General features: G+C 62.0%; 23 protein-coding genes, 1 tRNA gene and 1 riboswitch. Of the genes, 5 read left to right on the plus strand and 19 right to left on the minus strand.

All coding sequences use genetic code 11. The annotated features are described in order from the left end of the window. Window positions 1-10: 10 nt before the first annotated feature. A tRNA-Gln gene (locus AB7D48_RS00130) sits at window positions 11-85 on the plus strand. A 316-nt stretch (window positions 86-401) separates the two neighbouring features. After that, the gene (locus tag AB7D48_RS00135) at window positions 402-1,166 is read left to right on the plus strand and encodes a glucose 1-dehydrogenase (RefSeq protein WP_427974958.1); all 765 of its coding nucleotides are present in this window, start codon (window positions 402-404) and stop codon (window positions 1,164-1,166) included. Here AB7D48_RS00135 and AB7D48_RS00140 read toward each other — a convergent pair. From AB7D48_RS00140 to AB7D48_RS00160, 5 genes are all read right to left on the minus strand, one after another. Next, window positions 1,151-1,432: a hypothetical protein gene (locus AB7D48_RS00140; RefSeq protein WP_427974960.1), complete on the minus strand. Its 282-nt coding sequence runs from the start codon at window positions 1,430-1,432 to the stop codon at window positions 1,151-1,153. The genes AB7D48_RS00135 and AB7D48_RS00140 overlap by 16 nt on opposite strands. 75 nt (window positions 1,433-1,507) lie before the next feature. Further along, window positions 1,508-2,758, minus strand: a complete 1,251-nt coding sequence (locus tag AB7D48_RS00145; protein ID WP_427974961.1) for an MFS transporter — start codon at window positions 2,756-2,758, stop codon at window positions 1,508-1,510. Between the two features lie 120 nt (window positions 2,759-2,878). Continuing rightward, a complete protein-coding gene (locus tag AB7D48_RS00150; protein WP_427974963.1) occupies window positions 2,879-4,420 on the minus strand; it encodes an acetolactate synthase large subunit in 1,542 nt (513 codons plus the stop codon). Between the two features lie 159 nt (window positions 4,421-4,579). Then, a complete protein-coding gene (locus tag AB7D48_RS00155; protein ID WP_427974965.1) occupies window positions 4,580-6,028 on the minus strand; it encodes an NAD-dependent succinate-semialdehyde dehydrogenase in 1,449 nt (482 codons plus the stop codon). Window positions 6,029-6,367: 339 nt separating this feature from the next. Next, window positions 6,368-7,297, minus strand: a complete 930-nt coding sequence (locus AB7D48_RS00160) for a LysR family transcriptional regulator (RefSeq protein ID WP_427974967.1) — start codon at window positions 7,295-7,297, stop codon at window positions 6,368-6,370. Window positions 7,298-7,659: 362 nt separating this feature from the next. Here AB7D48_RS00160 and AB7D48_RS00165 point away from each other — a divergent pair, with 362 nt between their 5' ends. Continuing rightward, window positions 7,660-8,400 carry a hypothetical protein gene (locus tag AB7D48_RS00165; RefSeq protein ID WP_427974970.1) on the plus strand — a complete coding sequence of 247 codons (741 nt, stop codon included), beginning with the start codon at window positions 7,660-7,662 and terminating at the stop codon, window positions 8,398-8,400. A gap of 297 nt (window positions 8,401-8,697) precedes the next feature. On the opposite strand, the gene AB7D48_RS00170 is transcribed toward AB7D48_RS00165, so the two are convergent. The 13 genes from AB7D48_RS00170 to AB7D48_RS00230 all read right to left on the minus strand — a co-directional run bounded on the left by AB7D48_RS00170 (window position 8,698) and on the right by AB7D48_RS00230 (window position 22,381). Then, the gene (locus AB7D48_RS00170) at window positions 8,698-9,336 is read right to left on the minus strand and encodes a DUF2202 domain-containing protein (RefSeq protein ID WP_427974973.1); all 639 of its coding nucleotides are present in this window, start codon (window positions 9,334-9,336) and stop codon (window positions 8,698-8,700) included. Continuing rightward, window positions 9,329-9,784 (minus strand): group II truncated hemoglobin, encoded by a 456-nt coding sequence (locus AB7D48_RS00175; protein ID WP_427974975.1) that lies wholly within the window; start codon window positions 9,782-9,784, stop codon window positions 9,329-9,331. The genes AB7D48_RS00170 and AB7D48_RS00175 overlap by 8 nt, the downstream gene beginning before the upstream one ends. Window positions 9,785-10,006: 222 nt before the next feature. Then, entirely contained in the window at window positions 10,007-11,665 is a 1,659-nt protein-coding gene (cydC, locus tag AB7D48_RS00180; protein WP_427974977.1) for a thiol reductant ABC exporter subunit CydC, read from the minus strand. After that, on the minus strand, window positions 11,662-13,431 hold the full coding sequence (cydD, locus tag AB7D48_RS00185; RefSeq protein WP_427974980.1) for a thiol reductant ABC exporter subunit CydD: 1,770 nt from the start codon (window positions 13,429-13,431) through the stop codon (window positions 11,662-11,664). Before cydD ends, cydC begins: the two co-directional genes overlap by 4 nt. Window positions 13,432-13,461: 30 nt before the next feature. After that, window positions 13,462-14,505, minus strand: a complete 1,044-nt coding sequence (locus AB7D48_RS00190) for a cytochrome d ubiquinol oxidase subunit II (protein ID WP_427974983.1) — start codon at window positions 14,503-14,505, stop codon at window positions 13,462-13,464. A 30-nt stretch (window positions 14,506-14,535) separates the two neighbouring features. Continuing rightward, window positions 14,536-15,972: a cytochrome ubiquinol oxidase subunit I gene (locus AB7D48_RS00195; protein ID WP_427974986.1), complete on the minus strand. Its 1,437-nt coding sequence runs from the start codon at window positions 15,970-15,972 to the stop codon at window positions 14,536-14,538. A 100-nt stretch (window positions 15,973-16,072) separates the two neighbouring features. Continuing rightward, window positions 16,073-16,672, minus strand: coding sequence for a GbsR/MarR family transcriptional regulator (locus AB7D48_RS00200; RefSeq protein WP_427974988.1), 600 nt, complete (start codon window positions 16,670-16,672; stop codon window positions 16,073-16,075). A gap of 249 nt (window positions 16,673-16,921) precedes the next feature. Next, window positions 16,922-18,025 carry a TQO small subunit DoxD gene (locus AB7D48_RS00205; protein ID WP_427974991.1) on the minus strand — a complete coding sequence of 368 codons (1,104 nt, stop codon included), beginning with the start codon at window positions 18,023-18,025 and terminating at the stop codon, window positions 16,922-16,924. Window positions 18,026-18,166: 141 nt separating this feature from the next. Continuing rightward, window positions 18,167-18,961 (minus strand): sulfite exporter TauE/SafE family protein, encoded by a 795-nt coding sequence (locus AB7D48_RS00210; RefSeq protein ID WP_427974993.1) that lies wholly within the window; start codon window positions 18,959-18,961, stop codon window positions 18,167-18,169. A gap of 14 nt (window positions 18,962-18,975) precedes the next feature. After that, the gene (locus AB7D48_RS00215) at window positions 18,976-20,580 is read right to left on the minus strand and encodes a TIGR01244 family sulfur transferase (RefSeq protein ID WP_427974995.1); all 1,605 of its coding nucleotides are present in this window, start codon (window positions 20,578-20,580) and stop codon (window positions 18,976-18,978) included. Between the two features lie 39 nt (window positions 20,581-20,619). Next, window positions 20,620-21,042 (minus strand): DUF6691 family protein, encoded by a 423-nt coding sequence (locus AB7D48_RS00220; protein WP_427974998.1) that lies wholly within the window; start codon window positions 21,040-21,042, stop codon window positions 20,620-20,622. Continuing rightward, on the minus strand, window positions 21,039-21,464 hold the full coding sequence (locus AB7D48_RS00225) for a YeeE/YedE family protein (RefSeq protein ID WP_427975001.1): 426 nt from the start codon (window positions 21,462-21,464) through the stop codon (window positions 21,039-21,041). Before AB7D48_RS00225 ends, AB7D48_RS00220 begins: the two co-directional genes overlap by 4 nt. Then, on the minus strand, window positions 21,464-22,381 hold the full coding sequence (locus AB7D48_RS00230) for an MBL fold metallo-hydrolase (RefSeq protein ID WP_427975003.1): 918 nt from the start codon (window positions 22,379-22,381) through the stop codon (window positions 21,464-21,466). Before AB7D48_RS00230 ends, AB7D48_RS00225 begins: the two co-directional genes overlap by 1 nt. A 102-nt stretch (window positions 22,382-22,483) precedes the next feature. On the opposite strand from AB7D48_RS00230, the gene AB7D48_RS00235 reads away from it, so the two are divergent. Together AB7D48_RS00235 and AB7D48_RS00240 are read left to right on the plus strand one after the other, a co-directional pair. After that, complete coding sequence (locus AB7D48_RS00235) at window positions 22,484-23,125, plus strand: peroxiredoxin (protein WP_427975006.1); 642 nt, start codon at window positions 22,484-22,486, stop codon at window positions 23,123-23,125. Continuing rightward, window positions 23,122-23,523, plus strand: a complete 402-nt coding sequence (locus AB7D48_RS00240) for an ArsR/SmtB family transcription factor (RefSeq protein WP_427975007.1) — start codon at window positions 23,122-23,124, stop codon at window positions 23,521-23,523. The genes AB7D48_RS00235 and AB7D48_RS00240 overlap by 4 nt, the downstream gene beginning before the upstream one ends. 164 nt (window positions 23,524-23,687) lie before the next feature. Here AB7D48_RS00240 and thiC read toward each other — a convergent pair whose 3' ends face one another. Further along, window positions 23,688-25,508: a phosphomethylpyrimidine synthase ThiC gene (gene thiC, locus AB7D48_RS00245; protein WP_427975010.1), complete on the minus strand. Its 1,821-nt coding sequence runs from the start codon at window positions 25,506-25,508 to the stop codon at window positions 23,688-23,690. Between the two features lie 45 nt (window positions 25,509-25,553). Continuing rightward, window positions 25,554-25,676: riboswitch (TPP riboswitch) on the minus strand. Between the last annotated feature and the right edge of the window lie 27 nt (window positions 25,677-25,703).

Here is a 25,703-nt window from a genome sequence, read left to right on the forward strand (position 1 = left end):
CGCCCAGCATTGGGACGTAGCCAAGCGGTAAGGCAGCGGATTTTGATTCCGCCATGCGGAGGTTCGAATCCTCCCGTCCCAGCCATCCAACATCCACCAAAACCAAACCGTGCCGCCACCCCACACGCTCGCTCGGGCGACAAGGCGATTTGATCCCCGGCCCGTTGACCGGCGGCATGCGCCGAAAACAGTTCCCATGAAATCGGCGCGCCCCGCTCTCTTCCTGCGACGCTGGAATCTCGGCACAATTCAAAAAAACCCTTATCTGACATGGAATTCATCAAACCAGCCTGTCAGCCGCCCTGTCCATTTTGACATAAATCATTGCACCATCGCCGCATGAGGAGCCTAGCTTCGCCAGGAGCCTGTGGTCTCCATGCAGAATGGAAGGAAGAACAACGATGGGACGGGTAGCGGGAAAAGTCGCGCTTGTTAGCGGAGCGGCACTTGGAATTGGCAAGGCCACGGCACTGCTTCTCGCGCGGGAAGGGGCAAGCCTCGTTATTGCCGACATGCAGGAAGAAGCAGGGCGCAAGACCGTCGCGGAAATCGAGGCGGCGGGCGGCAAGGCGCTTTTCGTCATGCTCGATGTCCGCAAGGAAGCAGACTGGAAAGCCGCGATGGATGCGACGCTGGCAAAGTTCGGACGGCTCGACATCGCCGTGAACAATGCGGGGATCGCCTATACGGGAACCGTCGAGAGCACGAGCTTCGAGGATTGGCGGCGGGTGCAGTCGATCAATCTCGACGGCGTGTTCCTGGGCACCCAATATGCCATCCAGGCCATGCGTGCCCATGGCAATGGCGGATCGATCATCAATCTTTCCTCAATCGAGGGGCTGATCGGCGACCCGACACTCGCGGCCTATAACGCCAGCAAGGGCGGTGTCCGCATCTTCACCAAATCCGCGGCGCTGCACTGCGCGAAATCGGGATATGGGATCCGGATCAACTCCGTCCATCCCGGCTATATCTGGACGCCGATGGTGAAGAACCTGACACATGAGGACGTGGCGGCCAAGCAGAAGCTGGTGGATCTGCATCCAATCGGGCATCTCGGAGAGCCGGACGATATCGCCTATGGCATCCTCTATCTCGCTTCCGATGAGTCGAAATTCATGACGGGCAGTGAACTCGTCATTGATGGGGGCTATACCGCGCAATAGACAACGCCGCCGGCGCGGATGCCGGAGAACGCGACAGGCAGCCCCCGCCCAAGACGGAGGGCTGCAATCGCAAGGCTCAAAGACCGGCACCGCGCCGCCATCGGCTTGAACAAGGGTTTGGTCAAGCAATATTCCGCCAAGCTTTTCACGCGCGCCATTGTCGCCAAACCAGGAAGCGCCGTCTCGATGGCCCCCGCCCTGGAGGCGGCATGAATCCAAGCGTCGCCTTCATGGACAACACCGATCAGATCAGGACAAAAGATCATCGGCCCCGATCCCTTCTTGGCGATGGCCTTGGCAGGGCTTTGGCTTTTGCGTTCTTTCTGGAAGCCGGTCAGCCCTTAAGCGGCGTAGGTCTTGCCGCGGATGAGGGTGCTTGGGACCAGGCCGCACAGCAGGAAGGCGACGCACATGACCAGGAAGCCGGTTCCGATATTTCCACCCATGGCCAGATAGCCAATGACGATCGGTGCCGCCACGCCGCCGATCCGGCCGATATTATAGGTGGAACCGATGGCAAGGCCGCGAATGCTGGTGTTAAAGCTCTGCCCCATATAGGTGGCCGTCACGCCGAAGGGCATGCCATAGAAGAAACCGAACAACGTCATCAGATAGGCGATGTTGGCCGGCGAATGCCAGAACACGACCACCGGAATGAACGCCGCCGTGGCCGCATTGGCGATAAAGAACATCGCGCGGCAACCGATCTTGTCCGCGAGCCAGCCCGCCGAAATCTTGCCCAGCGTGGACGCCAAGAAGGTCGCCATCATGTAACCGGCGATCGCGCTGAACTTGATATGCAATTGCTCCTGAAGATAGGACGGCATCCAGTTGACGACACCATAATAGCCGAACTGCAAAAGGCCGGTGGCTATGGTCCAGATGACGAAGCGCTTGCGACTTTCCATATCGCTGAGTAGCTGACGGATGATGGAAGCGCGCTTGGAGTGCCCCTGCAACCTGTTGAGCGCGCGCGCCGCCTTGGCTTCCAGATAGCAGGCGGGCTCTTGCACGAACGCCCGCATGCCCAGCGCCACCACGACCGGAACGATCGAAGTAAAAAACAGATAACGCCAACCCAAATCCGGAATGACGAAGCTTGAAACCAGGGAGGCGACCACATAACCGATGGTCCAGCCCGACTGCAGCGCTCCCAGGATCGTCGTGCGATACTTGGCGGGCGCATACTCGAACATCAAGGTATTGCTGCACACGAAGACCGCGCCGAGCCCCAAGGAACCGAAGAAACGCACAACCGCGAACTGCCCGTAACCATGCGTCAATCCCAGAATACTGGTGCCGACGGAAAACAGAAAAACCGCAATCGACAGAGTGCGCACACGCCCGAAACGGTCGCAGGCCCAGCCGCCATAAATGCCGCCGACAGCCATGGCCGCCAAGGTAACGCTCCCCAACGCGCCGGCCTGAACATTGGTGAGAGAGAATTCCTGCTTCAGGCTGGGCAGGCTCAGGGCCAGATACATGACATCCGCGCCATCCGCCAGCAGGGCCAGGAAGGCGAAGACGAACACGAGAATCCATTTTTTACTGACAACTACTTTATCTTCGGTTTCACCAGCCGTCGTCGTCATTCTTTCTCCTCCTATGCTTTTATATTGCTTTTAGGCGAGCTACATCGTGCCACTCCGACCAAACCGTGGCCCCGTGGCGGGCCACCTCATCGCGCGAGATCCAGGCAAGACCACGAGGTTTCAGATCATCAGCTCGATGAGGAAGGGCTTGGCTTCCTTGAAGCTGGCGCTCATCAGCGCGGCGCATTCCTCCATGGTTTCCGCGCGGGCGGCTTCGACCCCCAGCCCGTTCGCCATGGACACCCAGTCGAGGTTCGGCTGGTCGAGATCCAGCATGCTCATGGCCGTGGCGCCGGGAACGGCGCCGACATTCCGATACTCGCCGATGAGGATATTATACTTCCTGTTATTGAGCAGAATCGTGGTCACAGGCAGCTTTTCACGGGCCTGCGTCCACAAGGCCTGCACCGTATACATGGCCGAGCCGTCAGCCTGTAGCGAGATGACACGACGCTCGCCCTTGCCGCCGACGGCCGCCCCAGTCGCCATGGGCAAACCGCCGCCGATGGCGCCGCCGACTTGATGCAGCCAGGTATGGGCGGGCGAAGCGTGGGAGCATCGATAAAAGCCGCGCCCATAGGAAATGCTTTCATCGACGACGATGCTCCCTTCCGGCATCAGGGCCGCCACCGTCTGAGCCACCTTGTCTGATGTCGGGGCCCCGTTCGCCGCTTCGGCCCGCATGGGAGACGGGGGCAGGGCCACCTGAGCCGCGCCGAGCGTTTCCACCAGCGCCGTCAACGCCGCGACGGCATCCTGGTCCGGTCGCGCCAAAACATGGATGTCGGCATCGGGCCGGTGCTGGATGGAGGGCATGTCGGGATAGCCGAAAAAGCCCACTGGCGCCTTGGCACTGACCAGGATGATCTGGTCGAACTCACGCAGTGTCTCGATCGCGAGATTCATCGCATAAGGCACCTTGGCCAGTGGCAGCGCGCCTTCGCCGCGCTCCACGGTGGGGGCGCAATATTCCAGCATGATCTTGGCGCCGGTGGCCCGTGAGACCCGCCAGGCCAATGTCTGCGCCCGGCGCGTGCCGCCATTGCCAGACAGCAGGATCAGCGTGTTGCGCCCATTGCGCAGGGCCCGCGCCGCATTGTCGACGGCGATGGCATCCACCGCCACCGGCTCCGCAATCGCCAGGGTCGGCGCCACCACGCCCCCCTCATTCCAGGAAATATCGGACGGCACAATCAGGGTCGCGACCTGACCCGGCCCGGTGCGCGCCGCGCGCACGGCCTCGGCGGCGTCTGCACCCAGCAGCGGCGTGGCGGTACTCATGCGCACCCATTGCGACACCGTGCGCGCCATGGCGTCGACATCGGAGGTCAGGGGTGCGTCGTACCAGCGATGATAGGTCGCCTGATCGCCAACGATGTTCACGACACCGCTTCGGGCGCGCCGCGCATCATGCAGATTGGCCATGCCATTGGAGAAACCAGGCCCACAATGCAGCAGGGTGCAAGCGGGCTTTCCGGTGATCCGGTAATAGCCGTCGGCCATGCCGGTCACCACATTTTCTTGCAAGCCCAGATAGCAGCGCATGCCGGGGCTCTGGTCCAACGCGGCAACGAAGTGCATCTCACTCGTGCCTGGATTGGCGAAGCATGTATCCACGTGGGACTGCAACAGTGTTTCGACAAGACTTTTCGCGCCGTTCATTGGCAACTCCTATCAAATCGACCCGCGACGAGGCACAAACGAGGCTCTCGAACCGAGTGTCGGATCCGGATCGAAACCAGACGTCAAACGCCTGGCATATCGGTCTCTGAACACGATGCGGCGCGCGCGGCACCCATCATGGGGGCGTGGCGGCTGTTCTCAGACGCCGGCCTGGGAGACGAATTTGGGGGTGAGATAGGCTTCGATGGCTTCCGAGCCACCTTCCGAGCCATAGCCGGAATCACGCACCCCGCCAAAGGGCACCTCGGGCAAGGCCAAGCCCAGATGATTGATGGTCATCATGCCCGCTTCCACCCCGGCCGCCACCGCCGTCGCCGTCTTCGCCGAACGCGTATAGGCATAGGAGGCTAGGCCGTAGGGTAGGCGGTTGGCCTCGGCGATGGCCTCGTCGAAGGTTGTGAACGGAAGAAGCATCGCCAATGGGCCGAACGGCTCCTCATTCATCATGCGCATCTCGCGGGTCGCGCCCGTCACCACCGTCGGCTCGAAGAAATAGCCCTTATTGCCGATCCGCGCCCCGCCGGCCGCCACCTTCGCTCCCCGCTGACGGGCATCGGCGATCAGCGCCTCCATGGCTGGAATCCGCCTCTCATTGGCCAGCGGCCCCATGGTGGTCTGTGGGTCGAGCCCATTGCCCACCCTCACCGCCTTGGCCACCTCAACGAAGGCATCCACGAACTCCTCATACACCCTCTCTTGCACCAGATAGCGGGTGGGAGACACGCACACCTGGCCGGCATTGCGGAACTTCGCCGCCGCGATCTGACGGGCTGCCGCCTTCACGTCCGCATCCTCGAACACGATCACAGGCGAATGCCCACCCAGTTCCATGGTGGCCCGCTTCATATGGGCGCCCGCCAGCGCCGCCAGATGCTTGCCCACCGGGGTGGAGCCGGTGAAGGTGATCTTGCGGATGATGGGATGGGGAATGAGATATTCGCTGATCTCGGACGGAACCCCATAAACCAGGCCGATAACGCCCCTGGGGACCTCCGCATCCACGAAAGCGCGGATCAGCTCGGCCGGCGAGGCGGGAGTTTCCTCCGGCGCCTTCACGATGATGGAGCAGCCCGCCGCCAGCGCCCCGCACAGCTTGCGCACCACCTGATTGATGGGAAAATTCCAGGGCGTGAAGGCCGCCACCGGCCCCACCGGCTCCTTGATGACCAGCTGATAAACCCCCGACTCACGAGCCGGAATGACGCGGCCATAAGCCCGCCGGCCTTCTTCCGCGAACCAGTCGATGATGTCGGCGGCGGCCAGAACCTCGCCGCGCGCCTCGGCGAGCGGCTTGCCCTGCTCCAGCGTCATCAGCCGGGCTATGGCTTCGGCCCGCTCGCGCAGCAGGGTGGCGGCGCGGCGCATGAGTTTGGAGCGATCATAGGCGGACATCCCGCGCCAGACGGCAAAGCCCCGCGCACTGGCCTCCAGCGCCTCGTCCAGATCCCCTTGCGTGGCGTGCGCCACCGTCCCGATCTCTTCTTCCGTCGCCGGATTGATCACGGCAATACGGCCAGAGCCCGACGCATCCCGCCAGACACCGTCAATGTGAAGTTGGACGTGCGGATAGGGGGTGTTGGAACTCATGGGCCCTCCCTCAAGGCAACTTAAATTAAAGCAGCATCAGGACTGTCCCGCCCGTGCTTTGTTGTTTTCGTTCTTTCACCCTTCCCGGCGGCGGTAAAGCGAGAAAAAATCACAAGGTCATGCGCGATGCTTATCAACTACCAGCGCCCGCGCGCGGCCCCGTTGCCCCTCAGACATGAAAAAACAGATTTTTTTCAATATATTGATACCAACCACCAACGCCCAACCATTCGCCAACTCATGACAGAACGTGAATAACCGGCGATGACATAAGCGGAAGAAGAGCAGCTTATGCCCGCCACCGCGCGCCCTCACGAACAAGAGGGAACATAAGCGCCGCTACGACACCCGCCCGTCGGCGTGGCTTTTGTCCAAACCGCGCGTATAGGCTGCCGCCTGTTCCAGCAGCCACGAGCGGAACGCGAGCAAGGCCGGACCTTGGCTGAGAGCCTCTGGATAAACGAGATAATAAGCATCGCTATCCGAAAAATCCGGCTCCGCCAGGGCGCGCAGGCAACCCTCGGCAATATGGGCGTGAACGAAGAAGTCCGGCACAAGCGCGATGCCAAGGCCTGCCTCCGCGCCGCTGATCAACATGGTGTACAACTCATATCTGGACCCGCGAACGGTCCGCTCATCCTCTACCCCATGACGGGCGAACCAATCCTGCCAGGCATTCGGCCGCGTTGAGGAATGCAAAAGCGGGTATGCAAGAAGATCCTCCGGCCCGCGGATCTCTCCATCGATGAGAGACGGCGCACAGACGGGCACCACCCCTTCCCCGAAAAGATAATCGAGTTGAGCGGAGGCCCAATAGGGGCGGCCGTAATGAATCGCCGCTTCAAAATGCGTCTCTTCAAAGGAAAACACCTCCGTCCGCACGCCCAGATTCACCCCCACCTCCAGATGCCGGGCGCTGAAGCTGGGAAGACGCGGGATTAACCAATGCGACGCAAAGGTCGGCAGCACCGCAAGCTCTAGTTGCGCCCCCCCGCCATGGGACATCAACGATGCCGTGTCGCGGTTCAATGCCTCGATGGAACGGCGAACCTGGGTGGCATAAAGGCGCCCCGCGCGCGTCAGGCGCACGCGCTGCTTGACACGCACAAACAGCGTAACGCCGAGATTTCCTTCTAAAAGGGCAATCTGCCGGGAGATGGCGCTCTCCGTCAGGCAAAGCTCTTTCGCGGCCAGAGTGAAGCTCTCATACCGCGCCGCCGCCTCAAAGGCCAGCAATGTACCGACATTCGGTATTCTTACCTTGCGCATGTTCAATTATACTCGAATTACCGTTCAGCCGTCACGCATAAGCGACAGGCTGGATGCCGGAAGCATGAGCGGACAAAAGCCGGCAAGACGCGGTTTCTGGCGCGTCAGTCCCACCCGTGACAGGAACGCGCCTCCAGCCGCAAATCTCAGTTTCACACCGAACCTCCAGGCGATCAATTCCGCTGAACCATGCCAGGTTTCCCGCACGCCATTTTGGTTAAGCTATGCGGCCAAGCGGCTTTGGTCCAGGGCCGCCCACATGAACGCCCAGCCCTGGCCGAGACATCTTTTTCAGCGCAAATAAGTGGCGCTTCCCCTCAAAAAGTCATTTAGTATAAAAATTGACTTTCGGAGGGCTGGCAATGAACCCGATCTGGGACATGAGTGACGCCGATATTGACCGTTTGGTACAAGACATCGACACGGACGGCATTGGCATTGTCACAGGGTTTCTGTCGCCACAGGATTTGGCTCCTCTGCGGACATTCGTTGAGCAACAGGTCGCGGAAAATAATGGGCAATATCTGTCTCTCACCCTCACGGCAGGCCCTAAGACGCCCTTTGCCCCCATTCTTCAGTCGCGGGAATTTCTGGGTTTCATGCGCAGACTTTATGAAAAATCCTTGGGCGAGTCCCCCCCCCCTCAATCGCTGTATAATCTACTGCGTTGCATCAAGGGCGAAACCGGCGCGGGCCAAGCTTATTTTTTCCATTACGACTCTTATTATATCACGGCTTTACTCCCCGTTATCATTCCTCAAGGTGAGCAGGCCGGGCATCTGATCATTCATCGCAGGCGCAGACCACTGCGCCAAACCTATGTTCGCAATCTGATCGACAAGGTTTGTCTGGACAATCGATGGCGCCAAAAAAAATTACGAAACGCGGCCGAGAGCAAGCAGGATTGTTTTCATGAAATCCTTCTGGAACCAGGCACTTTATATTTTTTCTGGGGCTACCGAACCATCCATGGAAACGCCCCTTGCGACCCATCGCAGCTACGTGCGACGGCATTGACGCATTTTGGAGATCCACACAGCTCAAGCCTTCTGAGAACATTCACAGGCAAGGCAAAAACCCGCGCGACAACGGACAAGATATAAATATTGCCTCTGCGATCAGGTCAAAACGCACACCAAACCAAAACAGCCTGACGATTTCCGCATCATCCTCATCGCGCCCAGCAGACGAAGCTTCCGGCGAAGCCGCCCTTCACCCCCATCACGACACGATCGACCGGACATTCCCGATCAAAATATATACATCGATCTCAGAACAATTCAAAAAACCTCTTGAATGAACAGGTAAGTTCCGGTCTTCTTGTCTTTAAGTGATTCCCCGAAAACCGATCGACGCGGCACAGCCGAACCCGGCGGAAGCGCGTATATATTTTCTGTCGGTTACGAGCAGCTTTCATGAGCTGATGCGGCGATCCTCTCCAGCTCAGCTTGCGGCAAATGAACAGCCCGGTAGTCGATGCCCAAACGCAGCTTCCAGCGATGGAATGCCCGTAAATGGTTCCGTGAGCCACGCTCAAGCTCGGCGTAAACCGCTCTGTTTTCAGGCCTCACCGTGCGGGTCTGGGCTTTTTGCAAATCGGCGATGTCCAGCTCCTCGACCAGCAGGCCAACCTTGATGGAATCCTCCAGGCTCCTCAGCCCTTTTTCCACCAGATCATCATGCAGTTTCTGTAATGACGGGTCGTGAAACTCTCCCGGCTTCAGGTCATGCGCCGGATCGGGGAGATCATAATGTTCGAGCAGAGCCAGGATCATGTCCATATGCGCCTGCTCGGAACCGCTGATATTGGCGAAAGGCCGTACCCCCCAGCGCTTATATAAGCTCACATAAACATCCCGGGCGATTTTTTCTTCCTCGCGCATCAACAACAGATCTTCCCGCTCGGCATCCGTCAGGCCGCTGGGCTCGAACAAGGCGATTTGCGCTCGCATCTGCCCGACATGCGCGGCTCTGTGGGCGGTGAATGCCTCCGGGCTGAAGCGGTTGCCACCATGCCCCATGATTGCATCTTCAAACATTGATCATATGCCTTCCCAAGGACTCGACTTGCGGCAACAACGCATCGCCCAGCGCTTTATCCGTTATCACCTCATTCCATGCCTGCCGGAAACATAGCAGCCAGCCATCGGCTTCTTCCGTGCCAATTTTGGCCGGGAGGTGGCGGCGGCGCAGCATCGGATGGCCGTATTTGTCGGTGTAAAGCGGCGGCCCGCCAAGCCAGCCGGAGAGATATTCAAACAGCTTTTCCTCGCTCCTTGTCATATCCTTCGGATGAATCTTCCGGCAGGCGGTAGCCTCGGGCAGCGTGTCCATGAGCGCATAGAACCGTTTGGTGAGGGTACGCAAAACGGGTTCACCGCCAATGGCTTCGTAAGGTGTCATCGACATGCTTTCAGTTTGGCTTTCCGCCGGAAAATCTCGAAGGGATGTGACTTTTGGCTGGGAGTACAAACCGCCACAGACCATTAGATATATCTAAAATATACCTAAAACGCCGCTCGTCAAGTCTTGTTGGACAGGAATCCGATGCGTCCGAAACATGCCATGCATGCCGCCCCCGGCCCTTATTGCGCTGCAACAAGCGTACCGGGATTTTTAAGGCCATATCTGGCGAAAATAGATTTCCGGCCGCTGTGAAGGCGCCGATGTTTCCAGCGCCTGACCAGCCCTCATTCCTCCGCTCGGCCTTCAGGCCAGGGCGGAGGGCTCCAAAACCAGCCGCCGCGTCGTCAACCGCAAGGGCTGCGCGCGGTGCGAGACGAGCAGGCAGGTGCGTCCGCGCATCAGCCGGGCGATCGCCGCCAGCACGGCGCGTTCGGAATAGGTGTCCAGCCCTTCCGTCGGTTCGTCGAGCAGCAATAGCGGCGCGTCCTTGAGAAACGCGCGGGCGATGGCGAGGCGCCGCGCCTGCCCGCCTGAAATGAGGTTGCCCGCCTCGCCGACCGGCGCATCCAGCCCGCCTGGCATGGCCATCACCTCATCCAGCAACGCCGCATCGCGCAATACGGCGTACAGCCTTTCATCGTCCGCATCCGGCCGGGCGATCAGCAGGTTTTCCCTGATGGAAGTATTGAACAAATGCGTCCGCTGCGCGACCACGGCGCACATGCCGCGCACGGTCTCACCGCTCAGCTCGCGCACCCCCACCCCGCCAATGTCCACCGCTCCATCCTGAAAATCCCAAAACCGCAGCAAAATATTAAGCAAGCTGCTCTTGCCCGCGCCGGACGGCCCCGTGATGCCCAGGCTGCTCCCCTCGGGGATGGTGAAATTGACATCGTCCAACACCCAGGGGCTCTCCTCGCCATAACGCATCCGCAGATGCGCGACCCGGATGTCGAAACGCACCGGCGCAGCAGCGTGGCGCGCCGGTTCGCCGATGACCGGCGGCATATCGGCGATCTCGAAAATCCTGCGCGCGGCGGCCAGGCTTTCTCCCAACGCCTGGCAAGCGGCGGGCAGGCTGCCCACCAGCTCGAAACTGGCGAGAACGAGCAGCCCCAGCATCGCCAGATCCGGCCCCGACAGACGCCCCGCCGCCACGGCCGGCAGCACGACGATGAGGGCCACCCATAAGGTCAGGCTGGAAATCAGACCCGACGCTGCCCCTCCCAGCGCCGCCACGCGGGCACCGTGACGCTGCGTCTCGATCAGCACGGCGCCACCCCGCAGGCAGCGTTCCGCCTGGCGCGGCAAGGCTCCATCCACCAGCAATTCACTGAAACCGCGTGTCAGATCCGTGAGGTCGGCGCTCAACCGCCCACGCAACGAGACGGCGCGCTCCCCCGCCATGCTGGCGCCGCGCTGGGCCAGCAGCGGCACGGCCAGACCGGCAAGCACCAGCCCGGCCAGGTTCACCAGCGCCGCCCCCAGGCTGAAACCCGCCAGAAACAACATCATGAGCGGCACGGCGATGAGCGCGGCAAGCCCCGGCACCAGCACGCGCAAATAAAATGTTTCCAGGCGGTCTATGTCCGCCCGGATCCGGCTGAGCAGGTCTCCCGACCGCTGCCCCCGCAAGGCCGCCGGGGCCAGAGGCTCCAGTGATTCATAGAACCAGACGCGCAGCCCGGTGAGCTGCCGGAAGGTGGCGTCGTGCGTCACCAACCGTTCCAGGTAACGCCCCACCGCCCGGATCAACGCCAGCCCCCTGATGGCGGCGGCGGGCGTGAAATATTCGATCATCGGCCCGCCATGCCCGGCCAGCGCCATCGCCGCGATAAACCAGCCCGACAGGGCCAGCAGCCCGGCATTGGCCAACCCAACCCCCGCCGACAGCACCACCCCGGCCAGGGCCCAGCCCCATTCGCCGCCCAGCAGGCGCAGCAGGCGGCGCATATCCTTCATGAATCCATGTCCTGATAGAGCGCCAGCGTCTTGGCATAGGCCCCGTCACGGGCCAGCAGCGCGGCGTGGGAGCCGGTTTCGACGATCCGCCCTTGTTCCACCACCACGATCCTGTCCGCCGCCGCCACGCTTTCCAGCCGGTGCGCGATCATCAGCACCGCCCGGTCCTGAGCCAACTCGGCGATGGCCGCGCCGATCCGCCCGGCGCTCGCGGCATCCAGGCTGGCATCGGGCTCGTCCAAAACCACGAAATCCGCATCCTTCAGGATCGCCCGCGCCAGGGCGACCCGCCGGATCTGCCCGCCGGAAAGCCCTTGCCCATGCTCGCCCAGAACGGTGCCATACCCTTGCGGCAAGGCGCGGATGAAACCATCCGCATTGGCGGCGCCCGCCGCATGACGCAACGCCGCATCGCTGGCCTGCGGACTGGCGAGGCGTATATTCTCCGCGATGGTGCCATGGAACAAGGTCGGCATTTGCGGCATCCAGGCGACGCGGCGGCGCCACTCATCCGGTGCGATGTCGCGCAGATCGGCGCCATCCACCTCCACCCGCCCCGCCGATGGCATGGCCAGCCCCACCAGCAGCCGCGCCAATGTGCTTTTGCCACCGCCGCTGGCCCCCACCAGCGCCACCAGCTCACCCCGGCGGATGGTCAGGTCGATGTCGCGCAACACCGGTTCACCCGGCCGGTAACCGAAGCTCACCCCGCATAGCCGCACTTCACCGATCCGCCCCGCCGGCAAGACTTGCCCCGCCGGCCGTATTGGCGGCTCGGGCGTTTCCAGCAGGGTCAGAATTTGCTCGGCCGCGGCAATCGCCTCCATGCGCGCATGATATTGCGTGCCCATGGCACGTAGCGGGCGGTAGAATTCCGGTGCCAGCAGCAGTACGAAAAACCCCGGCAAAAACCACATCTCTCCATAATAAAGCCGAAAGCCGATATAGACCGCGACCATGGCGATGCTGATCGTGGCGAAAAATTCCAGCACCAGCGCGGACAGAAACGCGATGCGCAAAACCTCCATCACGCCGCGCCGGTAATCCTCGGCGATGCGCCCGACAATCTGGCTTTCCAGCCGGCTGACATTGAACAGCTTCAACGTGGTCAGCCCCTCGATCACGTCGAAGAAATGCGCGCTGAGCGCGGCCAGACGGCGCCATTGCCGCTGGTTCAATCTCTCCGTGCCCTTGCCGATGATGATCATGAATAACGGGATCAACGGCGCGCTGCCCAGCATGATGACGCCTGAAACCCAATCCGCCGGAAACACGAACACAAGAATCGATGCCGGAATAAAAACCGCCAGCGCCGATTGCGGCAGATAGGCGGCGTAATACTGGTCCAGCCGGTCGATGCCGTCGGTAAACAAGGCTGTCAGTTCACCGGGGCGCTGGACCGAGGCAAAACCCGGCCCCAGCCGCTCCAGCTTTTCGTGCAGCGCCTGGCGCAGCTCCCGCTTGGCCCGCGCCGCCGCCTCGAAAGCGCAAATCTCCGAACCGAACCCGGACACCGCCTTCGCCAGAAACACGGCCAGCATTCCCCAGAGCAGCGGCCAAGCGGCCGCCAGCCCCATCCGGTGAAAAACCGCGCCATCGATCAGGCGCGCCAGCAACCAGGATTGCAGAACCAGAAACAGCCCGCCCAATGCCCCCAGCCCCACCGCGGCCGCCAGCGGCAGGCGCAGCCGGGACGCCCGCGCGCGCAGCCAGCCATCCAGCTTCTTGCTTTGCGCGCGGGGCAAGGGGGCATTGTGCGTGGCCATGATCGCCGCCCTAGCCTGGAAGAGTGACGCTCAGTGATACGCCGCCAAGGCCGAGACCCGGGCGCGGAACACCCAGATCTGGTAGGCATTATAGGTGAGCATCACCGGGAAGAACCCGCCCATCGCCAAGGTGAAGGTAAAGAGCGAGACAGCCGGGCTGGCACCGGCATAAATCGTCCAGGTTCCCGGCACCAGCCAGGGATAGATCGTCGCCATCATCGCCAGCGCCATGATGGCGATGGCGAGATTAAGCCAGAGAATGGCGGCCAGATCGTGGTCGCGGGCGGCGGCCATGCGCATGCGCACCGCGGCGAAGATCACGGCCAGGGCGACAAGCCCCCAAACCCAGAAATCCTGGCCAAGCCATTTCGCCCTGGCCCAGGGGAAGATCGAGGCGCTGACGATCAGGGTGATCACCACGGCGGCGAGGGCCATGTAGAATATCGCGTTTGTCCAGGCGGCCGCCTGCCGGCGGATCGGCTCTTCATGCTCGAAGCGCGCGCGGATGAATAGCACGCCCGCCAGCGTGGTGGCGATCACGGCGGCGACACCGGTCCAGACACTGAAAGGCGTAACGAACCGGAACGCCCCGCCCACATAAGTCGGCACCACGCCCGGCGTGTTGGTCAGCGGAAACCCATGCAACACCGCGCCCACCGCCATGCCGCCGAAGAACGCCACGACCAGGCTGGAGAGCCCGAACGCGACATCGGAAAAACGCTGCCAGCGCGCTTCCGCCAGATGCCGCAGCTCCAGCGAGACGGCCCTGGTGATGATCCCCCACAACGCAAGGGCGAGCGGGATCATCAGATAGCTGAAGGCGGAACCGTAGACGAACGGAAACGTGCCGAACATCACGCCGCCCGCCACGATCAGCCAGGTCTCGTTCGCGTCCCATGTGCCCGCCATGGCGGACATGATGGCGCCGCGCTCATGATGGCTGCGCACGAACAATGAGAAAATCCCGGCGCCGAGATCGGCGCCGTCGAGCATGACATAGAGCAACACGCTGACATCGAGCGCGATCCACCAGGCAAAGGTGACGATGCTCTGGATCTGGGTCATACCATCCATGATTATGGTCCTATCGTGAGGGGGCCGGGTTCAAACCGGCCTGACATAAGAAGGCGCGCCATTGTGAGCAGGCGTTTCCAGGGCGCCCAGATGCTGATGCCCACCTTGCACCACGGGGCTTTGCATATCCGGCCCCTGCCGCACGAGCTTGGCCAGGAAATACCAGGCGCTGGCCCAAACGGCGAGCTCAAAGCTCATATAACCGACGAGCCAGAAAGCCGCCTCCGCGACACCCATATGGCTGACGCCGTCGACCGTGCGCATCAGACCGTACACCACCCAGGGCTGGCGGCCGACTTCACGCACCCACCAGCCTGTCCATACTGAAATATACGGCAGGAACCCGCAGGCGACGACAGCACGCAGAAACCATTTATTGCGCCCCAGCGCCTCGGCCGTCATCCGGCCGCGCAGCATGAGCCAAAGCCCCCAGAGCGCCAGCAGCATGATGGCGAAACCCGCGGCGACCATCACGCGGAAAGCGTAGAACGGAATCAGCACGGGCGGGCGGTCCTGTTGCGGAATTTCATCCAGCCCCTGCACCTTGCCGTTCCAGCTATGGGTCTCCAGCAGGCTCAGCACATGAGGAATGGTGATCGCCCAGGCCGTGCCATCGCCCGCCTCGTTCGGCCAGGCCAGCAGATGCCAGCCCGTATTCACCGAGCCATCGGGATTATAGGTGTGATAATGCCCTTCCATCGCCGCCAGGGCGGCCGGCTGGTCATCGGCCACCACACGGCCCAGCCCATCGCCCAGATAAATCTGCAACGGCGCCACGATGACCAGGGTGGCCAGGGCATATTTCAGCGAGCGCTGGAACAAGGTCGCATGACGCCCCTTCAGGATAAACCAGGCGGAAACGGCCGCGACGAAACAAAGGGACAATTCCCCGCAGGCGACCCACATATGCGGGAACCCCAGCAGCACGTCCGGATTGAACAAGGCCTTGCCCCAATCCACCACATGAAAAACGCCATCTTTCAGCACCACGCCAGCGGGTGTCTGCATCCAGCTATTGGCGTCCAAAATCCACATGGCCGAAAGCGAGGATGACAGCGCGACATTGAAGGTGGCGAAGAGATGCATGCGCTTGCCGACCTTGCCCCAGCCGAAAATCATCAGCCCGATAAAACCGGCCTCGTACATGAAGGCGGTGATCGTCTCATAACCCAGCACCTGCCCAAAGAACGGCCCGGCGGCTTGCGAGAACGGACCGTAGAGAATGCCGAATGCCATCTCCATGGTGATGCCGGTGGCGACGCCGGCGGCGAAATTCACGATGAATAGCTTCTCGAAAAACCGAACCAGCCTGTACCAGGCTTCGTCATCCGTGCGTACCCAGCGCCATTCCGCGAAAAACAGCAACGCGGCCAGACCGATGGTCAAAGGCGGATAAAGAATATGCATGGATGTGATCCACGCGAAGTCGAGCCGCGACAAGAATACGGATAGGGGACTATCCAGCATTGCATACACTCCTTTGATTCAGCCAGCCGCCGGGACTACGCGGCAACAACCGGCATTGTCTGACATCCGGTGGCCATGCGCCGCCGGAATCCCCGTTGCTTCAGGGAAGATCCGTTTCCGGATCGGTAAAAAACTCAGTGGCGCGCCGCGTGCCGCGCCCCAGAACGGGCAAGCGGCTCTTCAGCTCCAAAAGACCGACAACCTTGCTGCCAAGCCGCAAAAGCTGAATCAGCTCCTTGGTGTCGAGCTTGCGTACATCCTCGGCCCATTGCACGAGCAGCTCGATCAGATCATGCATCTGTTGCAAACGCTGCTGGGCGTATCTGTCGCTTTCGCTACTTGGCTTGGTAACGATCAAGTCGCGCAGGACCGACAAGGTTGGGTCCACCTCGCGCTTTCGGCGCTGGTCCGCCAGGGTTCTGACAATCTGCCAAATATCGTCCGGCGCGGAGTAATATTCGCGCCTGTCGCCTGTCTGATGCTTGACCCTGACAAGCTCCCAGGATTGCAATTCCTTAATGCTCATCGACACGTTGGAGCGCGACACACCAAGCTGATTGACGATTTCGTCCGCCGATAAAGGTTCATCAGACACATAAAGCAGGGCGTAGATCTGCCCGACCGTGCGATTGATGCCCCAGCGGCTGCCCATTTCCCCGAAATGGAGCACAAAATCCTCGACAAGCGGTGAAAGCGGCACTCTTCCAAACTTTCAGTAATTTTTGAAAATTCATACTCTCGGCCTCCATGCAGTCAAGTCTTCATTCCATATGCGCGCCAGCCATGCGCTGAGGGCGTGACCAATCAAAAAGGCCGCGCGTTACCGCACGGCCTTTTTTCAATCGCGGCCCTGTTAAAAGACCGCTTTGCAGATAGGGTTTGGAGTTAGCCTGTCCTTCGATGAAGTCCAGTCAAACCCCAGACTCATGTTCGAGCTTATGTCTTCTCGTCAATTCCCCGCCGCGCTCTGCACGGGGGCCTTGAAGAGACGGTTCTCAATCGTCTGTAGTTCGATCACCGAACCGGGCGCCACCGTCTCGCCAGGCATGCCAGGCAAGGTAATCTGCGCGCGCGCGCCCATGCCCGCCGCCAGGCCCATCAAGGCTGGTTTGAATTTGTTGTAGGCATAATCATTCACGACGGAGGATGCCGGCAAGGCGGACAGGGCATCGGGCCCCCACACCGCCTCGACCTCGCCCGAAGGCCCGATCAAGCGCGCGCGGACCACATGAGCCGGCGCTTCCGGCGTGCCGCCATCCAGATAAACCGTGAAGGTCACGCTGCCATCCGCCGTCGCGACAGCCTTGGAAACGCTCAGATGATGCACGGTCGGGCTCGTCGGGCCGGAATGGAACGGCGTCAGCACCGAACCACGGTAATAATTATAGGTCAGCAGCACGAAGGCCATCGTGATCACCGTCACGATCAAGGCAAGAGGACGGAAAACCCGCAGCGGCAGCGGCCCGCTCGTCACCCAGGGGAACCAGGGCTTCGCGGCCAAGGCGGGCTTGCGCCGGGCAATCACCGCATCGAGCGACCAGGCCGAGCTACCCGCCGCGAACAACGCCATGCCCATGCCGAAATTGCAGGCGGCCATCGTCCATTCATCGATGCAGGTCGCACCCTGCCAACCGAAGAGCAGCATCAGCACGAAGCTCAACCCGACCGACACCAGGGCGGACAGACGGGTCATGAACCCCAGGATCAGGAACAGGCCGAAAAACAACTCAATGGCGCTAAAAATAATGACGCCCGCATAAAGGAGATAAAAATGCCGAAGCATGAAATCGACGATATGGCTGGTCCACAAAATAGCGCCGGGCATCGCGCTTTGGAATTTATTGGCCATCCAGCTCGTGGCGTGCGGATCCAGCTTTTGCGGACCATAGATGAAACGGCGGGACCCGCCGCCCCAATAAATAAATCCTTGCACAAATCGCACGGCAAGCATTGCATAGGCGACAAGCTCCCACGCGCTCAAGGAGCGCGTGTCACTGGAAACGGCAGCACTGGCCGCCGGCTCCGAGGCCGGCATGGTTCCGCTGGCAGTCATGATATCCCCTCCGGAAAATTACATAGTCTCAAAAACACGTAAATAAGGCTGACGCGTTGACCTGCGTCAACACCCAGCCTTGAATATTTCATTTCACCTACGTGAAGACGACGTTTTTCCCGCCGGCATGGTCTCGCCCGATCAAATGGCGTTGAACAGTGCCCCGCCGCTGCGCCAAAGCATATAAAACGCCACGATGAAGACCACACCGACAAAGATGGTCGCCAGCATGCCCCTGTCCCCGGCGAGCCGCCGGGCCGTGGCCGCCCCGGCGATGCTGCCGATAAAGCCACCGCCAATCAGCATGGCAGCCAAGCCCCAATCCACCATCCCCGAAAACGCATAATTCAACGCCGTGGTCAGCCCGAACGCCGTGACCGCGACCAGCGACGTACCCACGGCGTTGAGCATCGGCATGCGCGTGGAAGCGATCAGCCCCGGCACGATGAGGAACCCGCCGCCAATGCCGAAAAAGCCGGAGAACAATCCCGTGCCGAACCCGAAGCTCAGCACCTTCGGCGCGTTCTCGCGGTTGCACGTCGCCCCTTCGACACCGCTATTGCCACGCCCGCGCAGCATGATGACGCCGATGAGAAGCATCAGCAGGGCAAACAGAAACAGCAATTTCTGGCCGTCTATGGCCTTGCCCAGCGTGGAGCCCGCGAGTGCTCCGACAATGCCGGCGGCGGCATAAACCCCCCCGCATTGCCAAATCACGGTTTTCGCGCGGGCGTGGCTTGCCAAGCTGATGATGGCATTGGCCGCCACGGCCAGGGCGCTGGTGCCGATGGCGATATGCGGGTTGGGAACCCTCACGAGATACACCAGCAGCGGAACGGCCAGAACCGAACCGCCGCCACCGATCAGACCAAGCGTAAACCCCACCAACCCGCCGCTGCCAGCGCCGAGCACGTATTGAACAGTATCGAGAGCCATATGACCTATGCCGTTTATGATTTTGCCTGAGTGGCGGTTGCGAGTGGTTGCGGTTCGGCCAGCCATTCCCGTCCCTTCAGCATGCCTTGCCAATAAATGGGCGGCAACAGCCTGTCCTTCAGGAACCATGCGGCGCGGGTGGGCTTGGTGCCATCCAGCATCCAGGTGGGGAAAGTCGGCATCAGCTTGCCGCCGTAACCAAATTCGGCAAGCACGATTCGTCCACGTTCCACGGTCAACGGGCAACTCCCATAACCGGTATAAGCGGCCTCGGGCGGTTTGCCCGCCAGTTGGGCCAGCGCGTTCACCGCCACCACGGGCGCCTGCTGGCGGACCGCCGCGGCGGTCTTGGCGTTGGGGGCGGCGCAGCCATCGCCCAGCGAAAACACATTCGGATAATCCGGGTGCTGAAGCGTCACCTCATTCGCGGCGACAAAACCGCTGACGGTGGCAAGCGGGCTGTTCCGCACACAATCCGGCGCCACTTGCGGCGGCACGGTATGCAGCATGTCGAAGGGCCTCTCGATGAGCTGCACCCCCTCCGGCGTCTTGCGCTCAAAGCTCGCCACCCGCCCCGGGCCGTCTACCTTGACCAGCTTGGTTTCGAGATTGAGCGCCACATTATAGCGCTCAATATATTTCATCAGCGCGGGCACGTAGGCGGAGACACCGAACAGAACGGCACCCGCATTGTTGAATTCAACGGAGATGTCCTTGAGCCTGCCGGAGCGGTACCAGCGGTCGCAGCTCAGATACAACGCCTTTTGCGGCGCACCGGCGCATTTGATCGGCATGGGCGGCTGCGTGAAGACCGCGTGACCGGATTTCAGCTCCATGGCCAGCTTATTGGTATATGGCGCCAGATCGTAACGGTAGTTCGATGTCACGCCGTTGCGCCCCAAAGTCTCGGACAGGCCGGGAATCGCCTCCCAATCCAGCCGGATGCCCGGCGCCACCACCAGAACCCTGTAGGCGAGCCCGCTGCCATCGGCGAGAATGACGAGATTCTCCTCGGGGACAAAACCCGCCACCGCGGCTTTGATCCATTTCACGCCATGCGGCATGACCTGGGCCGTGGTCCGGCGCGTGAATTCGGGGGTAAAGACCCCTGCCCCCACCAATGTCCAGCCAGGCTGATAATAATGCGTCTCAGAAGGCTCGATGATGGCGATGTCGAGGCCCCGCTTACGTTTAAGCAAGCTCGCGGCGGTGGCGATTCCAGCGCTGCCGCCCCCGACGATCACGACATCATGCACCACATTGCTCCGCCGGACCGGGGCGGGGGTCAGTGCCCCCGCGGCCTGCCACAGCGCTTCCGAGCGCGCGCCCGAACGGCAATAAGCCAGCACCGGCTTGGGCAGGGCGGCCAGCGCTTCGGCCATCTTGCGGGCGTCGGCTTCGCTCACATCACGGCTGCGGACGGGGATATGCGCGAAGGCGAGCCCCGCCTCCTTGGCGGCGGCCTCGATTTCCGCCGCGGCGGGCTGCCCTTCATCCTCGTCATCGGGCCGGTTGCAGATCACGGCGCGGATTCCATGCACCGCCGCGACCACCGCCGCATCGGCCGCGGCAATCTGCGGCGATGTCAAAAAATCCTTTGTTATTTCCTTTAAATTCATGTCACCCTCTCCCCCATGAAATCCGCGGCTTGGCAGCGCCTAAGGCGCACGCCGGCTTGTCATGATCTTGAACAATCCCATCCCAACCAACATTGCCACCACGTAAATACCGGCCTCGCGCGGGGACAAAGCCAGATCCACCCAGCCTGGACCGGGGCACAGCCCGGCAACCCCCCAGCCAATGCCAAAAATCACCGCTCCCGCCACCAGCTTGGAATCGATCTTGCTCGTGCCCGGCAGATTGAAATGGTCCGCCGCCAACGGCGCGCGCAACCGGCGTTGCACCAACCACGCCAAGGCCATCGGCAGCATGGCCCCCGCCATCACGAAGATCAGCGTTGGGTTCCAGTCGCCAAAAATATCCAGAAAACCACGCACCTTGGCCGGGTCCGCCATGCCGGAGAGCGCCAGCCCGGCGCCGAACAGCAGCCCGGCCAGCAAAGCGATCGCCGCCTCTCTCATGACAGCCCCGCCGCTCTCATCACGGCCACGGTGGCAATGCCGCTCGCCATGAACAAAACCGTCGCCACGATCGAACGGCGCGACAAGCGCGACATGCCGCACACACCATGCCCGCTGGTGCAACCCGACCCCAGCCTGGTGCCAAAGCCAACCAGCAGCCCCGCCACGGCCAACACCAAGCCGCCCGGCGGAAAAGTCAGCCTGACCCCACCGAGCGCCGACGCCATCAACCACCCACCCAAGGGCAACCCAACAATGAAAGCGAGCGCCACGGCGCGGGGCGCGCCGGCATCCGCCAGCCCCACGGCGCGCGCGCTCAACCCGCTCACCCCCGCGATCCGCCCCAACGCCAGCAGCATCAGCGCCGCCGCGCCGCCAATCATCAGGCCGCCCAGCAGGGCAAGCCCCCAGGCTTGCGGCATTACACCGCGTCCAGCGGAATCTTCAGGTAGCGTATGCCATTTTCCTCGGGCGGCGGCAGATGCCCGCCACGCATATTCACCTGGACGGACGGCATGATCAGACGCGGCATGGCCAAGGTCGCATCGCGCGCCTGACGCATGGCGACGAACTCATCCTCGCTGACGCCGTCATGAACATGGACATTCATCTTGCGCTCTTCGCCGACCGTGGTTTCCCAACGGTACTCGTCGCGTCCCGGCGCCTTGTAATCGTGGCAGAGGAACAGCCGGGTGGTTTGCGGCAAGGACATCAACCGGCGAATGGAACGGAAGAGCTGACGCGCGTCCCCGCCCGGAAAATCCGCCCGCGCGGTGCCGTAATCGGGCATGAACAGCGTATCCCCAGCGAACACGGCGTCGCCGATCACGTAAGCCAGGTCGGCTGGCGTATGGCCGGGCACATGCAACACCATGGCCTTGAGCGAGCCGATCTGGAATTCGTCGCCATCCTGGAACAGACGGTCGAAATCGGACCCGTCGCGGACAAATTCGGTGCCCGCGTTGAACAGCTTGCCGAAAATATTCTGTACACTGATGATTTCGGCGCCGATGGCGAGCTTACCGCCCAGCTTGCCCTGCAAATAAGGCGCGGCGGAGAGATGATCCGCGTGGGCGTGGGTTTCCAACAGCCATTCCACCGTCAGCCCCTGCTCGCGCACATGGGCGATGATGGCATCAGCGGACGCGAAAGAGGTGCGGCCCGAAGCCGGGTCATAATCCAGCACACTGTCGATCACGGCGGCCTGACGGGTCGCCGGATCATGCACGACATAGCTGACCGTGAAGGTCGCTTCGTCGAAAAACGCCTTCACCGGCACCGAGCCGGCCGGGGACGCTGAGATCAGATCACGCGCTTTCTGCAAAATGATGTCGGACATGACGTTGCCTTTAATTCGTATTTACGTTATTTATGTAATTAACAAACCAGCCTTGCGTCAAGGGGCCGCTTCGGGAATCTATCTGCCGGAGATGAATATATAATGGACGACCCTTATTCCTTGCCCCTCAAACCGCTCAGACCCCTTCGCATCGGGGATCCGGCACCCGACTTCCGGGCCAGAACCACACATGGCGAGATCCGGCTTTCCGATTATCAGGGCCGGTGGCTGGTGTTTTTCTCGCATCCGGCGGATTTCACCCCCGTCTGCACCACCGAGTTCATAGCGCTGGCCCACGCTGCCGCGCGTTTCCAAGCCCTGGGCTGCGCGCTGCTCGGGCTTTCGGTGGACAGCCTGTTTTCCCATCTGGCCTGGGTGCGCGCCATCCGGGACACGTTCGGGGTCACCATCCCCTTCCCGCTGGTGGAGGACCCCAGCATGGCTGTGGGCCGCGCCTATGGCATGGTGGACGACACCACGCCCGACAGCGCCACCGTGCGCGCCAGCTATTTCATCGACCCGCAAGGCATCGTCAGGGCCACGACATGGTATCCGCACAATGTCGGCCGCTCCGTCGAGGAGATGTTGCGCCTAGTCGCCGCCCTGCAAATGACGGACGACGACAAGACACTGGCCCCGGAAGGCTGGCGCCCCGGTGACGCGCCGCTGCTGCCCCCGGCCGTCTCTCTGGCCGGCATGGCCGGGGAGGCCGACTGGTTCTGCCGCTGGGCGCGCAAATCATGATGGCGCTCTACAAGGACCGCGCGCGCGCCGAGGCCGCGGCGGAAACGCTGAAGGTCTACGCCCAGCCGCAGCGGCTGATGATCCTGTCCTGCCTGCTCGCGGGGGAGCGCAATGTCAGCGAGATCGATTCGGTGACGGGCATCGGCCAGCCCGCGCTCAGCCAGCAGCTCGCGGAGCTGCGCCGCAAGGAGCTGGTGAAAACCCGCCGCCAGGGCACGCAAATCGTCTACACCCTGGCTGGCGAGGCGGTCGAGCTGTGCGTGCGCTGCATGGAGGCGATGCTGAGCGGCCACGGCAATGCGCATGAGGCCCTGCGCAAGGCCATCTCACCGGCGGCCAGCGCGCGCAGCCCCGCCCGCAAGGCCGGCACCGCCGCCTTCGCGCAGATCCTGCCCTGATCCATGCGCGCCAAACCGCGTCATCGCTGAAACCGCCAAGCCCTATTTCAGACCCGGGACACAAAGGCAGCATCCGATCAGACGGCCCCTCTGATCGGATGAAACAATCTTCACGAAGCAAAACACACCCCAGTCCCCGCGAACCGGGGCAAGCGGAGCGTGCCTTAGCCGGCCTCGTCCACGGGCACGTAAATTCGCCCGCCTTGCTGGTTGAAGGCCTCTTTCATCTCGCGCAGCCCCTCGGTCCGCCGCGCCTGCTCGCGTATGTCCTGGCTGATTTTCATCGAGCAGAATTTCGGCCCGCACATGGAGCAGAAATGCGCGCTCTTATGGGCCTCCCTCGGCAGGGTTTCATCGTGAAAATCCCGCGCCGTGTCCGGATCCAACCCAAGATTGAACTGGTCCGCCCAGCGGAACTCGAACCGCGCGCGGGAGATCGCGTCATCGCGCAACCGGGCCGCGGGATGCCCCTTGGCGAGATCCGCCGCATGGGCGGCGAGCTTATAGGTGATCACGCCGGTCTTCACATCCTCGCGGTTGGGCAGGCCAAGATGCTCCTTGGGCGTGACATAGCAAAGCATGGCGGTGCCGAACCAGCCGATCATCGCCGCGCCGATGCCCGAGCTAATATGGTCATAGCCCGGCGCGATGTCGGTGGTGAGCGGCCCCAGCGTGTAGAACGGCGCCTCGCCACAGGTGGCGAGCTGCTTTTCCATATTGGCCTTGATCTTGTGCATCGGCACATGGCCGGGCCCCTCGATCATCACCTGGCAGCCCTTGGCCCAGGCCACGCGCGCCAACTCGCCCAGCGTTTCCAGCTCGGCGAACTGCGCTTCATCGTTCGCATCGGCGTTGGAGCCGGGGCGCAACCCATCGCCCAGCGAGAAAGACACATCGTAGCGGCGCATGATGTCGCAAATTTCATCGAACCGCTCATAGAGAAAACTCTCCCGGTGATGGCTGAGGCACCATTGCGCCATGATGGAGCCGCCCCGCGAGACGATGCCGGTGACACGCCGGGCGGTGAGCGGCACATGCGCCAGGCGCACCCCGGCATGAATGGTGAAATAATCCACGCCCTGCTCGGCCTGCTCGATCAACGTGTCCTTGAAGACATGCCAGTCGAGCTTGGTGGCATCGCCCCCGACTTTTTCCAGCGCCTGATAGATGGGCACGGTGCCGATGGGCACGGGCGAATTGCGCAGGATCCAGTCCCGGATATTATGGATGTTGCGGCCGGTGGAAAGGTCCATCACCGTGTCCGCTCCCCAGCGTATGGCCCAGACCAGCTTGTCCACCTCCTCGGCGGCGGAGGAGGTGACGGCGGAATTGCCGATATTGGCGTTGATCTTCACCAGGAAATTCCGGCCGATCAACATCGGCTCCAGCTCCGGGTGGTTGATATTGGCCGGAAGGATGGCCCGCCCGGCGGCAATCTCCGCGCGCACGAAATCCGGGGTGACGAAATCGGGAATGGCGGCGCCGAAACTCTCGCCATCCTTCCGGCGGGCGGCGGCCCCCTCAACCGCCTGGGCCCGGCCAAGATTCTCCCGGTGCGCGGCGAAGATCATCTCCTCCGTCACAATCCCGGCGCGGGCAAATTCATATTGCGTGACGAACCGCGCCGCCTGCCCGTCCAGCACCTCATGCGGCGCCGGGCAGGGCGGCACCAGCCGCTCTCCCTCCACGCCTCCGTTATCCTCCAAGCGCACCGTCCGGGCGGGCGCCCCGGCAAACCCGCGCTTGGCCAGCCAGGGCGCGCGCACCTTCGCCAGCCCCCGATTCAGGTCGATGCACTCATGCGGATCGGTATAAGGGCCAGAGGTATCGTAAAGCCTGAAGGGCGGCTCCCCGGCGGAGGGATCCAGCGTCACTTCCCTGAAGGGCACGGGAATATCCGGGCGGCCGCGCGGCGTGGCATAGATCCGGCATGAACCGGCAATGGGCCCGGTGGTGACCTGGGCGGGTTCCGTTCTGGTGGTCATCTGCGCTCCTCCGCGATGGGACGAAGAGCGGGAGCGCCAATGCTGGCATCTTGAGATCCCCGTCCCTCCGCCGGTGTTAGCCGGATCAGGTTCAAAGGGTTTATCGCGGCGGGCAAAATGCCCCGGCGAAGTCTCAGCTCCTTGACCGGAGCACCCCTCGGTGGACACAGCCGAACACCCGCGCGCCGGATCTGT

Source organism: Acidocella sp., assembly GCF_050253495.1.
Taxonomy (GTDB): domain Bacteria; phylum Pseudomonadota; class Alphaproteobacteria; order Acetobacterales; family Acetobacteraceae; genus Acidocella.